The following is a 16,382-nucleotide window of genomic DNA, read 5'->3' on the forward strand; positions in this document are numbered from 1 at the left end:
CAAAGATTCTATACACGCTTACTTTAAGGCTTCTCATTGCATTAATTTATAGGATTCTAATTTGTGCCCCTTTTTTAACAAATCCCACATTTATAGAATCCTGCATAGCATCTTTATGGCATTGTAAGCGCAGATTTTTGGTTAAGATTCTATATTTTCTCCCAAGTTGTACCCTCTGGTGTATCCATAATCTCTATACCCTCCTGCCTTAGGGCTTCTCGTATGCTATCAGCAAGGGCATAATCTTTAAACTTTTTTGCCTCATTTCGTTTTTCTATCTGTGCTTGTATATGTGTCTTTTGCTCCTCACTTAGCCCAAGTTGGAAGTAGCTTGTAGCGTCCTTGCCACCAAGTCCTAGTAAAAACTCTATACACTGCAAATTCGCACTAATGCTTTGTTTTTGTGCTTTGTCTTTTGGATTTTTATCAAGCATTTCGTTGCTGTAAGAGAGCATATCCTCGATAACGCTTAAAGCCTTTGAGATATTATAATCATCACTCAATGCTTCAAGCAAAGATTCTAAAAATTCCTTTTGTGCCTTTGTCGCTATGCTTTTTATCGCGCTTGTATTTTGCAAAGATTCTATGGTGTTTGTTAGTGTGATAGAATCTGCTGTATGTCCTTGCACACGCTTTTTGAGGCGGTAGATTTTATCAAGTCGCTTTTTGCTTTGGAGCAAATCCTCCTCGTTGAAATTGAGTATCAAGCGATAATGCACTCCTAAAAGATAATTACGCAAAATCTCGCCGTCATAGCTTTTTAAAGCGTCTTTTACAAAAAACTATTGCCTAGAGACTTACTCATTTTTTCGCCATTGATATTAACAAAACCATTATGTAGCCAATACTTAGCGATTTCTCGCCCTGTGGCACAGCGGGTTTGTGAGGCTTCATTTTCGTGGTGGGGGAAGAGCAAGTCCGCGCCCCCCGCGTGAATATCAATGGCATAGCTTTCATTTTTGTAGGCTATGTGCTTTTCAACCATTGCCGAACATTCGATATGCCACCCCGGGCGTCCCTTGCCAAATGGGCTATCGTAGGCAATGTCGTTTTCTCCTTTATAGGCTTTCCATAGGGCAAAGTCGCTGTGCTCTAACTTGTCTTGCGCGTTTTCTATGCGGCTCTGTGCGTGTGAATCTTCCACTCTGTGCGAGATTGAGCCATAATGTGAATCTTTATGAATGCTAAGATATACATCGCTATTTTCGCCCTTGTAGGCATAGCCTTTTTGCAATAAGGATTCTATCATTTCGCACATTTGAGGCAAATGCTCGGTAGCTTTTGGCTCAATATCTGCGCGTATCACGCCAAGAGAATCCATATCCCTAAGATATGAATCCATATAGCGCGTGGTAATCTCATTTACGCTTATGCCACTATCAAGTGATTTTTTGATAATTTTATCATCAATGTCGGTGAAGTTTTTGACAAAGATAACCTTGTAGCCTAAAAATACAAAGAGTCGCCGCCACAAGTCAAATGCAATCGAGCTTCGCGCGTGTCCCAAATGCGAATCATCATAGATTGTAGGACCACACACATAAATACGCACTTCATTGTCTTTTATGGGAGTGAATGGAAGCTTTTGTTTTTTTGTGCTATCAAAAAGTGTTATCATAAAATATTCCTTACAAAGAGATGAAAACTATCGACTAAGGCTTTGATATGGGGCTTTAGAAACCATAAAATGAGGAATTCTACACAGAGAATAACCACGAGTGCTAACCACGCTTTTTTATGATTTATTATATCTAAGAATCTTGCAAACCCAAAGATTCTAATTGTAAGCACAAAAAGCACGAATCCGCTTAAACTCCCAGATAGTGCCAATCCCATTGCACCAAAGGGGTGCATAAGTATAAGTGAAAAGACAATGCCACAGAGTAAAGAAATTGCCGAGATTTTTGCTGCTTTGCCCTGCATTTGATGAGAGTAAAGCCAGAGTGAAAAGATTTTACTTAGCCCAAAAGGCACTAAACCAAGCATATATGCGCTAAACACACCCGCGACAATACGCGTGTTTTCTTCGCTAAATTGCCCCCATTGATAAAGTAGGCTAATGATCTCCTCGCTCAACATTATCCCGCCACACACGCACACGCATAGCACGATGAGGAGAAACCAAAAGGACTTTTTGAGCGCGTTAAAGGCTTGTAGGGATTGATTGTTTTTAATAGCCTTTGCCACAAGTGGAAAGAGTGCGGTCGAAATGGCTATGGCAAAAATGGCAAGGGGAAATTGAAAGATTCTGTTTGCGTAATAAAGCGCACTAATGCTCCCTGTGGCGAGAAATGAAGCTAAAAGCGTATCGGTAAAAGTTGCAAGTTGGGCTGTGGAGCTCCCTAGCATTGCAGGGAAAAATTGTTTAAAAAACATCTTTATATCTGCTTTTGCGCATTCAATGCGTTTTTTGATTTTAGAATCTGGCTCTTTTGTGCGCACCCACTGCCATAGCTCTATCACACCAATACATAAGAGCTTAAAAAACCTCAAGCGATATAGTGGATAAAAATGTAATAGAATTTGTGCTACCCCGCCACAAATCACGCCATAGCTTAGCATATACACGACTTGCATAGAATCTTTATCGTGCGCTAAAAGTAGGGCAGCAATCATAGAGAGATTTAAAAGCGCGGTGTTGTAAGCATTGACCCAAAAGCAGTTTTTATACTGCAAGAGCGAGGAAAGAAAAGTTACAATAAACACAAGCTCCAAATACCAAAAATTAATCGCCACAATGGGCTTTGCGAGAGCGATAGTCTCATCATCAAAGCCATAGGCTAAGAGCTTGGTAAAGAATCCGCTAAAGCACACAACAAGGAGTGAGAGGCAGAGGATAAAAAAGGCGAAAATGAGGAAAGTTACCAGTGCAAACATACCCTTTTTGCGACTATGAATGAAATTTGGCAAAAAGCTTTGCGTGAAAGCCCCCTCGCCAAATACGCGCCGAAAGAGATTGGGGAGTTTAAATGCGGCAAAGAAAATATCGCTATATACGCTTGCCCCTAGTATTTTTGCCGTGCATAAATCCCGCACTAAACCAGCAATGCGCGAAAGTAGTATGCCGCTACTATTTGTTAAAAATGCCTTTTTTATCAAATTTTGCCCTTACTCTAAAGTGTTTTAAGCATAAAAGTGTTATTATAGCTGTAATAAACAAATCTATTTAAAGAGGTTTTATGCAACTCTTTGAGCCTATCTCTATCAAATCCTGCACAGATGTAAGCACCGAAGTCAAAAAAATATGCGAGTTGTATGCGCTTGAAGAACAAATGGTGAGCTTTGATGTATCTCATATTACTACGCTTTTTCGCGGCGAGACAAAAAAAGATTTTAGCATTCTGCCACCAGAGGATTACCCTACGATTCTAGGTGATGAGGCGAGATATAATACAAATGATTTTGATATTAAACAAGTGTATGATGTCGTGCTACGTGGGCTAAAAGAGGACGACTTAGCACCTTTTGTCAAGCTGCATTTAGATAAAGAATGCTATGAGCTGACCCTCCAGATTAAAGAGGGGCTAGAAGTGCGCGATGATGAGGCTTTTTTCACACAGCTTTATGAGCAAATCACGCGGGAGAAAGTCGCTAAAAATGTGATTGTGAGAATCTTTGGCGCAGATATTAAACAAGAAATTGCTTCTTTGAAGACATTATTTGACTCCTTGTCGATAAAAGGCAAAATAGAATCCACGCGCTATGTGTCGCTTATGAAAGCGAGTGGATTTGTGCCAAGCTTAAGTGGGGAGTTTAAATTCACTCTCAAAGAGGAATGGGATAAATCACATTCAAAGTCGGTGGAGTTTGCCTCCTACGCGGCAAAAAGTGGCGAACTCGTGGGCTTATCCACCAAATCTCAAGTGGGGGTGAGCGGACGGAATCTAAGAGGGGAGTATATCCACGCTAAAAAGCAGGATAATATGGATTTAGATATGAAAATGTCCTACAAAGAAGGCGAGTTTAGAAGTGAGGAAAAAGAAGAAGTTGTAGAATATTATGCTTCACAAGATGGCTATGTATCGCTAGGGGAGGGTGAGTTAAAGATTCTTGCAGATTTTAATTTGCCCGAAATCACTATGCGCACGAGTGGGTCATTGCTCGGTGGAGATAAAAAGGGCTTTGTGATGGAGGTAACTTGCACAGATTTTAATCAAGATGCCGTAGGCGCGGGGATTGTGCTTGAAGTGGGAGAGATAAAAATCTATGGCAGTGTGGGCGAAAATGCGGTAATAGTAGCCAATAAGGTTGAGATAAATGGACAGACTCATCAAAGCTCAATTATTAGAGCAAAAGACATCAAAATTGACACACACAAAGGCTCGGCAAAGGGTGAAAAGATTCACATCACTCGTTTGGAGCTTGGGAGTATAGATGGCGAGGAAGTATCAATTGAACAAGCAAATGGTGGCAATATTCGAGCAAAGAATATTATCGTTGAGAATCTTTACTCGCATACGAAATTGTCCTTATCACTTAGCGCACATATAAAAAATATAAGCGGCAGCGAAAATTGTTTTCTCATCTCATCACACACTTCTTTGAGGGCACAGGAGGAAGTAGCATATATTAACGCGAGTATTGCGCACAATATCCAGCTTATGAATACGCTCCTTCAGGTGTTAAACAAAGATTTAGCACTCGTGCGTAAAACAAAGCCGGTAGTGAAAAAAATTAAACTCATTATGGAGGAGAATAAGAAAAATAATAAACCGAATGAACGCAACATTACCGAATCTATGGCGCAATATGTGATTTTGCTCCACCGCACAAAATACCTCAAAGATCGTCTAGTTGCGCTTAAACAAGAGAGTAAAGAGCTGAATAAACGACTAGAAATGCTAGACTTGCAGACACAAGAGGCGTGCATTGTGAGTGATATGCCTTGGCAAGGCAGTAATGAAGTGATATATGAGAGTTTTTTCCCTGAAAGTAGGGACATAATGAAAATTGGTGAAGGTGAGAATGTAGAGATTATCATTGACAAAGAGCAGCACAGACTGCAAAAAGTAGAACATCAATGAGTATGAATCTCATCATAGGCTTAAGGGGCATAACACGTAAGATAGAGCCGATGTTTGTAGAGCTTGATGTGGGTGGTGTAATATATGGCGTGCAAATGTCGCTCAATGCCACTACTTCTTTGAAATCGCAGGTAGATTCGCAATCACATAGTGAAGTGAGAATCCTCTGCACGCATATCATACGCGAAGATGCACATTTGCTTTTTGGATTCATAGAGGATATGGAGAGGCAGACTTTTGAGCGATTAATTAAGATTAATGGTGTGGGTCCTAAAGTCGCTCTTGCGATACTCTCTACCTATACGCCTACACATTTTGCTACCATTATTGCGAATAAAGATATTGATGCACTCAAAAAAGTGCCCGGTATTGGTCCAAAGAGTGCAGGTAAGATTATGGTTGATGTGGCGGGATTCTTTGCGGAATTGTTACAGAATCAAAATATGGAGCCGCAGAATAATTTAGCTAAAGAGGCGAGTTTGGCTCTAAAATCACTTGGCTTTAAGGAGGGTGAAATTGCAAAAGCCCTTAGGGGCATTGAGGCTACAAATGTTTCAGAGCTTGTCAAAGAAGCATTAAAGAGATTATCTTAAGGAGGCGTGCGGTGTTACAGACATTTCGTTCTAAAGTGCTTTTCACATTATTTATGTTTATTGTCATTGGTTTTAGCATACTCTATGCGTTGATTGCGGCGGGATTTGAGGGTATGGCTGTAAAAGAGAGCAAGAGAAATGCCCAAATGCTTGGAGATTCTATCTTTCAAACCGTGCGTATGAGTATGAATATGGGGATTCGAGAGATGATTGACGTGGGATTGGAGGAAGCAGCTCAAATCTCGGGTGTATCTTTCCTTAAGATTCACAAAAGTCAAAGCGTGATTGACCTCTTTAGTATGAGCGATAAAGTGAGTGAAGATGAGGAGATTGTAGAGATTTTTAACAATAAACAAGCCAAAATTGCAGAGAGCAAAGAGGGCGATATTCACTATGTTACATTCCTCAAGCCTTTGGTGGCAAACGAAAGCTGTATGATGTGCCACGAGTATGATTCGGTAAAAGTTGGCGATGTGCTCGGTGTGCTGGAACTCAAAATTTCAACAGAAAGTTTTTATGAGCAAATCGAACAAAATGAGGATTATCTCTTGCTTACAATGTTTGTCGCTGGAATCTTAGCATTGATTGGACTTTATATATTTTTTGAAAGAGAACTCGTCAAACCGCTTAATCATTTGCGTGATATGGCGAAGTCGCTTACAGAGGGTGGGAGTGGCGACCTCACAAAGCGCATTGCGATTAAACGCAACGATGAAGTGGGCATTACTTCAGGCTATGTAAATAAATTTATCCAAACCATACGAGATACGATTTTAGTCGGCAAAAGAGTGAGCGATGAGAATATGCAAATTTGTGATAAGCTACTTGGTATGTCAAATACATTGTCAAAAAATTCTGATGAGCAGTTTGAGCTCGTGGATAAGGTCAATGACTTGGCGCACAAAGTGAGTAATAATCTCGATGATGCCGAGCAAATTGCTGATACAACAAAAAATGAAATTGAGCAGACCGAAAGCACACTTGATGAATTTGTAAGTAATTTGCAGGATTCAATTAATCTTATCTCCTCTTCCGCACAAGGACAGCAGGAGATATTGGGGCGCGTGGAGGAGCTCGTAGGACACGCCGAGCAGATTAAATCCGTGCTTTCTATTATTAGCGATATTGCCGACCAGACAAATCTTTTAGCCTTGAACGCCGCTATTGAAGCAGCAAGAGCAGGAGAACACGGCAGGGGCTTTGCAGTGGTAGCTGATGAGGTGAGAAAACTCGCCGAGCGCACCCAAAAATCTCTCAATGAAATCGCCGCAAATATTAATCTTGTAACGCAAAGTATTGATGATATGGGGCAAGATATTCGAGATACTGCCGAAGATATGGTACAAATTACAGGCAAGACCACGCCACTTATTAATGAGGCAGATAATACACGCACCAAGCTAAACTTAACCAAGCAAAATGCGATACATTTGAAAGATATTAGCACCTTTATTGCACAAAGCACGAAAGAGTTAGCAGAGATGATGCAAGAAATTGCAAAATCTTCCGAATCTACGCAGAGCGTGGGGCATGACATACAAAAGCTTGCAAATGCTATGGCAGATAAGGCAAAAGAGCTAAACAGCGCGATTGGCAAGTTTAAGACTTGATGAAAGTCTATGTGAGATATTTTTATGCGCATTGGTTGGAGGTGGATTCAGTCTTTGCGTGGATAGAATCTGTTATGCTGCGCGTAAAAAATGCAGATGAGATAAGTTTGGCATTTTGTGAATGTGCGAACAATATCATTGAGCATCATATTTTGCGCGTGAGTAAGAATGAGCTTTTTTCTACAAACAGCACTCATAATGCGAAAATGCAATATCCACGCAGAGATTCATACAAGATAAGACAAGGTATAAATATTCCGCGCAATTTTTATAGTTTGCAAAATAAGATTCACAATAAACTTTATAATAAAGCCAATACACCACAAATACACAAAGCCTACGCGATGAAAAAAGCTCCCATAAGCCATACATATTTTTTACACAAATTCACGCGTATCACCTGCATACTCACGCTTAAGCCAACGCGCATTTCTATCACTTTACTCTTTCCTTTTAAGCCCATTTATAAGGAGCGTAAAAGTTTTGAAACTAGGGCTTTAGGCGGTAGGGGAGGGCGCATTATCACGCTTTATGCCGCACAGATTCACACAAGGGTGCATTATAAAATTTCACTTGGCGTTACACAGCTTTGCTTCTTAAAGCATACATTGTAGTGTTGAAGTTTTGCGATATAATGCGCTATTTCTAGCAAAGGGAGACAATGGCACTTAGTGTTCAAACAATTAATGACTTGCAAATGGTGCGCAGTGTGGGTAAGCTTAAGAGTTATGAGGCATTTTTGACTTTTAAGATTGAGCTTGAGGATATTTTGCCAAAATTCCTTGGAGAACAGCATATGTTGAGAATCTATTTTGTCAGGGCATATCCCATTAGCTCCTATGTGCTAGGCTATTTGTTTAAGCTACGCAATACAGATAAGATAAAAATAGAAATTGTTGTTGATGATTTAAGGTTGTTTATGTTTTTTGAGGAAATCGACTTAGTCGATGAGTTTCAAATCAAAATTATGGAGGCATAGATTGGAGCAATATAGCGTATGGAATAGAATCTATGAGTATATAAATCCTATCGCATTTGATTTTTTTGGTATAAATGTGCATTGGTATGGCATTATGTATGTTAGTGCTATGCTCGTTGCCCTCGGTGTTGCAAAGCTTTTTGTGAAATACAACAATGCCCGTTTTCCTATTACGCAAGAGCAACTCGATAGTTTTTTTATTTGGGTAGAAATTGGTGTGATTTTAGGGGGACGCGTTGGCTATGTGTTGGTGTATTCGCCACAGAGATGGGAATATCTAATGCAGCCTTGGCAGATGTTTAATCCCTATATGAATGGAGTATTTGTCGGCATTAGTGGATTTAGTTATCACGGCGCAGTGCTTGGCTTTGTGATTGCGGCATTTTTGTTTTGCTATTTCAAAAAGCAGTCTTTTTTGACCTTTATGGATTTATCCGCGATTTCTATCCCTCTAGGTTATGTGCTTGGGCGCATTGGTAATTTCTTTAACCACGAGCTTTATGGGCGTGTGGTGGAAAGTGATAGCCAAAGTATAGGCATACTTGTCAATGGCGAGTTGCGCTATCCTAGTCAGCTCTTTGAGGCTTTCAGTGAGGGTGTGCTTGTCTTTATTGCGCTGCTTGTAGTGTTGAGATTTACAAAAAGGCGCGGGATTTTATTTGTTTCTTATGGTATTTTCTACGCCTTAGCTCGATTTTCTTGCGAATATTTCAGGGAGGCAGATTCACAAATGGGATATTACGCATTTGGCTTATCAATGGGGCAGATTCTAAGTTTTGTAATGCTTATTGTAAGTATAGTGTTTTTTGTTGTGATTATGAAAAAGCCTTTAGAAGCTAGCCTCCATTCTGGTTTGGAATCTCGCAAAACAAAGGCACAAAACAAGCAAAGGAATAGTAAATGAGTCTAAAAAAAGCGTATATGTTTTTGGTCTTTGCCATTCTTACTGAAGTTTTAGCAGTAAATTTAATGAAAGCAAGCGAGGGTGATTATTGGGGGCTTATATGTATGTATGTCTTGCTTGTGCTTTCTTATTATTTTATGGCACTTTCACTTAAGAGAATCTCCGTGGGTGTGGCGTATGCGATATGGGAAGTGCTGGGTGCTTTATGCGTGGTGTGTATTAGTGTGTTTTATTTTGGTGAGGAGCTGTCTTTGGGGCAAAAAATCGGTATCGTGTGTGCCATTAGTGGTATTGCCTTGATAAATTATGCGGAAATTAAACGCAAATGAGGAGAGCAAAATGAGTTTAGCACTAGCATATGTTGTGCTATCAGCAATATTAGATGTGATTGCAAATTTATTTCTCAAAAGGTCTAATGTTTTCACACATAGGGGTTATACAATAGGCTGTATTCTTATGGTGTGGGCAGCTTTTAGTGTGTTGGTTTTGGCACTTGAAGATATGCCTTTGTCTGTGGCGTATTCTACTTGGGGAGCGGTAGGCATTATTGGCACGATACTTGGAGGCTATATATTCTTTAAAGAAAAGCTTGATACTTTGGGGTATATAGGTGTTGTTATGGTAGTATGCGGAGTGATTTTGTTGCATTGGGAATAGAATCTTCAAAGGAGAGAAAATGCTAGAGAAAAAGTTGAGCCTAAATGCCCTAAAGGCTAAGAAAAATATAGAGAAAATTAGCGCAATTACCGCATATGACGCGCTTATGGCACATATATTTGATGGTGAGGTTGATGTGATTTTAGTAGGAGATAGCCTCAATATGAGCTTTGGTGGGCAAAATGATACGCTAAGCCTTAGTGTGGACGAAATGCTTTATCATACAAAGGCAGTTTGTAGGGGGGTTACGCGTTCATTTCTTATTGCAGATATGCCTTTTGGAAGCTACACTACAACAAAAGAAGCACTTAAAAATGCGCGTAGATTCTATAAAAATACAACAGCAGATTCTCTAAAACTTGAAGTGGGAATGGATAAACTCCCTTTGATTAAGGCATTATGTGATGAGGGCTTTGCGATAATGGCGCATATTGGTTTAAAACCTCAATTTATGCGTTTTGATGGAGGATTTAAAGTAAAAGGTAAAGATAAGGCGCAATCCCAACAACTTATAGAAACCGCTATTGCTATGCAGGAAGCCGGAGTATTTGGAATCTTAGTAGAGGGTGTGAGTAAAGAATGCGGAAGTGCTATCACAAAAGCCCTATCTGTGCCGACTATTGGTATTGGTGCGGGGGTGGATTGTGATGGGCAGATTCTTGTATGGAGTGATGCCTTTGGATTTTTTGATGAATTTAAGCCAAAATTCGTGCGCCGCTATTGTGATGGCAAGAGTATTCTTAAAGATGCTATTAGAGCGTATGCTAAAGATGTAAAATCTCAAGCATTTCCAAGTGAACAAGAGAGTTATTAATGAAAAAAATCTCACTTCAAAAAGCACAGATTCAAAGCACGGAGATTAATCGCGTGGTTGAGGTGGAAAAAATGAGTTTTGATACCACTCAAGAATCTTCTTTGCGTCCAAATGTGTGGGAAGAATATATCGGGCAAGAAAAAATTAAGAAAAATCTCAAAATTGCCATCGAAGCAAGCAAGAAGAGAGGGGAGTGCCTAGATCATATCCTTTTTTTTGGACCTCCCGGACTTGGTAAGACAACTTTAAGCCATATCATTGCTCATCAAATGGGGAGCAATATCAAGGTAAGTGCAGCACCTATGATTGAAAAAGCAGGAGATTTGGCAGCAATTTTGACAAATTTAAGTAAGGGAGATATTTTATTTATCGATGAGATTCATAGGCTTAGCCCTGCGATTGAGGAGATTCTCTATCCTGCAATGGAGGATTTTCGCCTTGATATTATTATTGGTTCTGGTCCTGCCGCACAAACTATTAAGCTTGATATTGCGCCTTTTACATTGATTGGAGCAACTACTCGAGCAGGTATGCTTTCAAATCCATTGCGTGATAGATTTGGTATGAATTTTAGACTGCAGTTTTATGAAAATGATGAATTAGCACAAATTGTCTGTATTGCGGCAAAAAAAATGAATAAAACGCTCTTGGAAAGTGGAGCAGATGAAATTGCACGCCGCTCAAGAGGCACTCCACGCATTGCTTTGCGCTTGTTGCGTAGGGTGAGGGATTTTGCTGATGTGGGGATATATGCTAAAGAGAGCGAAATAAGCCTTGAATGTGTGCGTTATGCGCTGAATGAGCTAGGTGTGAATGAGCTAGGCTTTGATGAGCTTGATTTGCGCTATTTGCAGATTCTCGCGCAGGCACAGGGCAAGCCAATAGGACTAAATACCATTGCGGCGGCGATGAGTGAAGATGAGGCAACCATTGAAGATGTGATAGAGCCTTATTTGCTTGTAAATGCTTATTTAGAGCGCACAGCAAAGGGGCGTGTGGCAACTGCTAAAACCTATGAATTATTACAGATTCCAAATGTGATGCAAAAAACACTTTTTTAATATATTATTTTTAGATAGTTTTGCGCTAGAATAGCACTCTTTTATTTTTTGAATTTTAAGGAGAATAGTATGTTAAAGTTTTATGTAGCTATATGCTTGTTGTGTGTAGGTTTGTGGGCGAGTGAGGCTTCAGGTGTCCATTGGGGTTATGATGGGGAGAATGGTCCTAAAAATTGGGGAGACTTGGATAAACAATTTGTGTTGTGCAAGACAGGTAAGGCACAAACACCAGTTGATATTATTCCATCTCAAACAAAAAAGACAAAACAAAACATTGTTTTTGCTTATGATGAAAAGACACAAAATATTACTAATAATGGACATTCTGTGCAGATTGATTTAAAAGATAGCACTTCGTCTTTGCGATTTCATAATACAACCTACGAACTTATGCAATTTCATTTCCACACACCTTCCGAAAATCATATCAATGGTGTAACTTATCCGCTTGAAGTGCATTTTGTGCATAAAAATGCCAAGGGTGAATTACTTGTTGTTGGCGTTCTTTATAAGGAAGGAGCAGAGAATAAGGTATTTGATAAAATCATTAAGAACTTGCCTAAAGATGTTAATAATTCTAAGAAATTCCAAAACTTTGACTTTTTGTCTTTATTGCCAGAAAACAAGGGATATTATGAGTTTATTGGAAGTTTGACAACGCCACCTTGTAGTGAAAATGTGCAATGGGTAGTGATGAAAACTCAACCTGAAGTTTCTTCAAAACAAATTAAATCTTTAGAATCTGTATTGCACCATAATGCAAGAGATATTCAACCACTCAATAAAAGAGTAGTAAAATCCACAGAAGAGTAAAAGGTATTTGAATCTAAAAGAATAATTTAGATTCAAATACTCTAAGACTTTAGACTATAAAGTGCTTTAAAGTCTTAGCGATTTTTAATCATCTCTGCAATAAGAAATGCCATTTCAATGGCTTGTGTAGCGTTGAGGCGTGGGTCGCATTGCGTGTTATAATTGCATACCAAGCCTTCCTCCGTAATTGCTTGTGAGCCTCCTACACATTCTGTAACATCTGCCCCTGTCATTTCTAAATGAACCCCTCCAGCATAACTTCCGCACGCTTTGTGAATCTCAAAAAAGCTTTTGACTTCACTTAACACACTATCAAATACACGCGTTTTGTAGCCATTATTTGCCTTGATTGTGTTGCCGTGCATTGGGTCGCAACTCCACACAATCTCACGTCCCTCTTGGTTGATAGATTCTAAAAGTTTGGGGAAATTTTGCTTAATCTTATCCGCACCCATACGCACAATAAGATTAAGCCTACCACTTATGTTATTAGGATTGAGTGCATCGCAAATCCCCATAATATCTGCTTTTGTGGCATTTGGTCCAATTTTTACACCCACAGGATTTTTTACACCACGCAAAAATTCAATATGCGCTTCGTCAAGCCCTCTTGTGCGCTCTCCAATCCACAGCATATGAGCCGAGCAGTCATACCAATCGCCCGTGAGTGAATCTTCCCTGCACAGAGGCTCTTCATAGTGCAATACAAGGGCTTCGTGCGAGGTGTAAAACTCTGTCTCTTTTAGACTAGGGTGCTCTGGGCTAATGCCACAGGCTTCCATAAAATTAAGTGCCTGTGTGATGCGTGACGCAAGTTCCTCATATTTGCGCCCAAAGTCATTGTTTTTCACAAAACTTAGATTCCATTTATGTACTTGATTTAAATCTGCAAAACCACCTTGAGCAAAGGCGCGCAAAAGATTAAGTGTGGCAGCACTTTGATGATAAGCTTGAAGCATTCGCTCGGGATTATGTTCTCGAGCCTCTGGCGTAAATTCCATACCATTAATCATATCTCCGCGATAGCTTGGAAGCTCACATTGTTCATTAGATTCCATATCACTTGACCTAGGTTTAGCAAACTGCCCTGCAATGCGTCCTACCTTGACTATCGGGCAAGACGCGCCAAAGGTAAGAATCGCACCCATTTGGATAATCACTTTAAATAAATCACGAATGTTAATTGCATTAAATTGAGAAAAACTTTCAGCGCAATCCCCGCCTTGGAGCAAAAAAGCTTCCCCTTTGCATACTTGAGCTAAACGCTCTTGCAAAGCCCTTGATTCACCTGCAAAAACAAGCGGTGGGTAAGATTTAAGCTGTGCTTCCACAGATTCTAAAAGTGCTTTATCCTTATAAGTTGGGTGCTGCTTGATAGGTTTATCTCGCCAACTTTGTGTAGACCATTGCATACTACTCCTTTGGTTACAACATAAAAATGAGAAAATTATTCTACCACCTTTATGAATACAATTATGTTAAATGCCCTATTTTTTGCCTTTATTTGTATTTTTATAGACATTTAATGCTGCTGGAGCTTGAGTAGTAGGCATTATTTCAAGCGTATTGATATTGATATGTTGAGGTAGTGAGGCAACCCATAGCACACTTTGGGCAATATCTTCAGGCATAAGTGGAGTTGTATCTTCATATACACTTTTTGCCTTAGCCTCATCACCTTTAAAACGCACTTGTGAAAATTCACTTCCACCGCATAGCCCGGGTTCAATATTGGTTACGCGAATGTTTTTATCATACAAATCTGCCCTTAAATTAAGGCTAAATTGCCTCACAAAAGCCTTGCTCGCGCCATATACATTGCCACCCGGATAAGGATAGTTTCCTGCGATTGAGCCAATATTGATAATATGTCCATAACCTTGCGCTACCATTTGAGGTAGAATCAAATGCGTAAGCTTAATAAGAGCTAGGATATTCACCTCTACCATTTCTTTCCAATCGCATATATCTGCTTTGTCTGCGCTACTTAATCCCAAAGCTTTTCCGGCATTATTCACAAGCACATCAATATTTTGAAATGGCGTTGGGAGATTTTGAAGTGCAGATTGTATATATTGTGTATCACTCACATCACATATTATGCTTTGGCAAGATTCTCCTAGGGTTTTTTGTAGATTCTTAATTTTATCTTGTCTCCTTGCCAAGATAATCACTCTATGGGAATGCGCCACAAAAAGCCTTGCAATCGCCTCGCCTATGCCCGAAGATGCACCAGTGATGAATGCAGTCATTTTTACTCCTTTGTTTGTATTATTTTATGCGCCTAAATATACCATTTTCTTTATCAAATGTGATTTGCCCCTCACGCACGAGCTCGTTTATGAATCTTTTAAAAAGCTTTTTGCTGATGTGGAATGTTGCAAAAATATCCTCTGGTGAGCTAGAAAAATCCAAGTGTAAGGGCATAGATTTTAAAATAAGTGATTTTATATCATCGCTGTGCGGGACAAAAAGTGTAAGGTTTAGTTTATTGTCATCGCGGTAACCCTGCGTGTAGGCATCGATATATGTGCCAATCTCCACTTTTGTGTTTTGAGGAATGGCATCTGTAAAAAGTAACCCATAGTATTTTGGGGGTGTTTGTTCGGGTAGATTCTGTAATTGTGCGCTATGCTGTGAATATTGTCTTTGAGTTGGGTTTTTGTCATTTTGTATAGAATCTACAAGTTCCACAACACAGCCAAAGCCAAGCGGTGTGCGCTCAAATACAAAGGCTTTTACTTGTGTGTGTGGCGGGATATGTGAAATTTTGTGCAAAAATGATTTGACATTTTTTGCGATGAGGCGCGATTGTTTATCGAGTGTGAGAATCACAGCGACTTCTTGATGTAGTGCGAAATGTGAGGGATTCTTAGTGGGCATAAAAATATCTTTATCGATACCAATATCCAAAAAACAACCAAACGCGTTATGTCCTACGACTTTGAGTATAGCAATATCATCGCGTTGTGCCTTTGGGTGCTGGGTGGTAGCAATAGGGCGGTCATCTGAATCTGTATAAACAAAGACTTTGAGCACATCGCCAATTATACTTTGCGATGGGAGAAATTTATTTGGCAAGAGCACTTGTGTTACAGAATCTTCATTTGTTTTTGCGTGAGATATATACTCTTTGTCAATCTGTGATTGTGCTTTGTTTTGAATAATCTCTTGTATGTGGGGTTGCGAGGGTGTGAGATATGCGCCGTGCGGACTTAGGCGCGAAATACAAAGATTCTGAATCCGCCCCATAATAATTGTATTTGGGGCATTGCTTGTTTTATTTTTAGCTTGATACATACTCGTATGCTTACTTCTTTGTTGGCGGGGCAAGGGCTTGGAGTGATTGGAGGATTTGCTCGTGGGTGGCAAGCATTTGTTCGGCGATTGCCTTTATTTCCTCGATTTGTGTGTATTGCAAAATTGCCTTTGATATGCTGACAATATGTTGCTGGTATGGGGTGAGCATAAGGACAAAATTTGTGCTGATATTTCTACCGAGGTCTAGCCCATCAAGTGTTTCAATTAAAGTTGTCTTATTGTTTATGTTTTGGTTATTAAAAAGCGTTGCTTCTTTTGGGCTATATAGTCTTTTTTGCTCCGCAATTTGTGGCAAAAGTGATGTGAGAGTGGCAATTTCATTTTTGTAGCTCTTGGTAATATTTTGTGCAATATCAAGCGTTTTTTTGTGCGTGGAGTGTTTGATAAAAAATGTAGAGGTATCTGCCGCACCTTGGAGATACACCATTAGGGTGCGGAGATAGTTTAAGTCGAGATTGTCCCCGCTGTTGAAGTTATCATCTTCTATGGATTGGAGGAGAATCTCACGCATTTGTGTGCTGTCTGGATTCTGCACGGGCATTACATTATGCGCAAAGAGCGTGCAAGTAATCATACAGGCAAATAAGCAAGATAGAATACGCATAG

16 protein-coding genes and 1 pseudogene are annotated in these 16,382 nt (G+C 39.8%); 11 read left to right on the forward strand and 6 right to left on the reverse strand.

Features of this window, described 5'->3' with window-relative positions; translation table 11 throughout:
- Positions 1–149: 149 nt before the first annotated feature.
- Positions 150–1,615, reverse strand: a pseudogene (cysS, locus tag BN2458_RS02010) (cysteine--tRNA ligase).
- Complete coding sequence (gene murJ / locus BN2458_RS02015) at positions 1,615–3,099, reverse strand: murein biosynthesis integral membrane protein MurJ (RefSeq protein ID WP_034343471.1); 1,485 nt, start codon at positions 3,097–3,099, stop codon at positions 1,615–1,617. The pseudogene cysS and the gene murJ overlap by 1 nt, the downstream one beginning before the upstream one ends.
- An 80-nt stretch (positions 3,100–3,179) precedes the next feature.
- Between murJ and BN2458_RS02020 the strand changes: the two genes are divergently transcribed.
- From BN2458_RS02020 to BN2458_RS02070, 11 genes are all read left to right on the forward strand, one after another.
- Entirely contained in the window at positions 3,180–5,024 is a 1,845-nt protein-coding gene (locus BN2458_RS02020) for a hypothetical protein (RefSeq protein WP_034343468.1), read from the forward strand.
- Positions 5,021–5,617 carry a Holliday junction branch migration protein RuvA gene (gene ruvA / locus BN2458_RS02025; protein ID WP_231944822.1) on the forward strand — a complete coding sequence of 199 codons (597 nt, stop codon included), beginning with the start codon at positions 5,021–5,023 and terminating at the stop codon, positions 5,615–5,617. Before BN2458_RS02020 ends, ruvA begins: the two co-directional genes overlap by 4 nt.
- Positions 5,618–5,628: 11 nt before the next feature.
- Entirely contained in the window at positions 5,629–7,227 is a 1,599-nt protein-coding gene (locus tag BN2458_RS02030; RefSeq protein WP_034325509.1) for a methyl-accepting chemotaxis protein, read from the forward strand.
- Positions 7,227–7,841: a hypothetical protein gene (locus BN2458_RS02035; protein WP_034343466.1), complete on the forward strand. Its 615-nt coding sequence runs from the start codon at positions 7,227–7,229 to the stop codon at positions 7,839–7,841. Before BN2458_RS02030 ends, BN2458_RS02035 begins: the two co-directional genes overlap by 1 nt.
- 47 nt (positions 7,842–7,888) lie before the next feature.
- Complete coding sequence (locus BN2458_RS02040; protein ID WP_034343463.1) at positions 7,889–8,206, forward strand: hypothetical protein; 318 nt, start codon at positions 7,889–7,891, stop codon at positions 8,204–8,206.
- Position 8,207: 1 nt separating this feature from the next.
- Positions 8,208–9,110, forward strand: a complete 903-nt coding sequence (lgt, locus tag BN2458_RS02045) for a prolipoprotein diacylglyceryl transferase (protein ID WP_034343460.1) — start codon at positions 8,208–8,210, stop codon at positions 9,108–9,110.
- Complete coding sequence (locus tag BN2458_RS02050; protein ID WP_034325517.1) at positions 9,107–9,439, forward strand: DMT family transporter; 333 nt, start codon at positions 9,107–9,109, stop codon at positions 9,437–9,439. Before lgt ends, BN2458_RS02050 begins: the two co-directional genes overlap by 4 nt.
- 10 nt (positions 9,440–9,449) lie before the next feature.
- Entirely contained in the window at positions 9,450–9,767 is a 318-nt protein-coding gene (locus BN2458_RS02055) for an SMR family transporter (RefSeq protein ID WP_034325519.1), read from the forward strand.
- 19 nt (positions 9,768–9,786) lie between these two features.
- A complete protein-coding gene (gene panB, locus BN2458_RS02060; RefSeq protein ID WP_034325521.1) occupies positions 9,787–10,581 on the forward strand; it encodes a 3-methyl-2-oxobutanoate hydroxymethyltransferase in 795 nt (264 codons plus the stop codon).
- Positions 10,581–11,642, forward strand: coding sequence for a Holliday junction branch migration DNA helicase RuvB (gene ruvB / locus BN2458_RS02065; RefSeq protein ID WP_052082179.1), 1,062 nt, complete (start codon positions 10,581–10,583; stop codon positions 11,640–11,642). Before panB ends, ruvB begins: the two co-directional genes overlap by 1 nt.
- A 69-nt stretch (positions 11,643–11,711) precedes the next feature.
- On the forward strand, positions 11,712–12,455 hold the full coding sequence (locus tag BN2458_RS02070) for a carbonic anhydrase (RefSeq protein WP_034325523.1): 744 nt from the start codon (positions 11,712–11,714) through the stop codon (positions 12,453–12,455).
- Positions 12,456–12,529: 74 nt separating this feature from the next.
- Here BN2458_RS02070 and BN2458_RS02075 read toward each other — a convergent pair whose 3' ends face one another.
- The 4 genes from BN2458_RS02075 to BN2458_RS02090 form a co-directional block, all read right to left on the reverse strand.
- Positions 12,530–13,867 (reverse strand): class II 3-deoxy-7-phosphoheptulonate synthase, encoded by a 1,338-nt coding sequence (locus BN2458_RS02075; protein WP_034325525.1) that lies wholly within the window; start codon positions 13,865–13,867, stop codon positions 12,530–12,532.
- Positions 13,868–13,942: 75 nt separating this feature from the next.
- Positions 13,943–14,707, reverse strand: a complete 765-nt coding sequence (locus BN2458_RS02080; protein WP_034325527.1) for an SDR family NAD(P)-dependent oxidoreductase — start codon at positions 14,705–14,707, stop codon at positions 13,943–13,945.
- A gap of 19 nt (positions 14,708–14,726) precedes the next feature.
- Positions 14,727–15,755: a S1-like domain-containing RNA-binding protein gene (locus BN2458_RS02085; RefSeq protein ID WP_231944823.1), complete on the reverse strand. Its 1,029-nt coding sequence runs from the start codon at positions 15,753–15,755 to the stop codon at positions 14,727–14,729.
- A 10-nt stretch (positions 15,756–15,765) separates the two neighbouring features.
- Positions 15,766–16,380: a DUF305 domain-containing protein gene (locus tag BN2458_RS02090; RefSeq protein WP_052082077.1), complete on the reverse strand. Its 615-nt coding sequence runs from the start codon at positions 16,378–16,380 to the stop codon at positions 15,766–15,768.
- Between the last annotated feature and the right edge of the window lie 2 nt (positions 16,381–16,382).

Origin of the sequence: Helicobacter typhlonius, from assembly GCF_001460635.1 — a bacterium.
Classification (GTDB): domain Bacteria; phylum Campylobacterota; class Campylobacteria; order Campylobacterales; family Helicobacteraceae; genus Helicobacter_C; species Helicobacter_C typhlonius.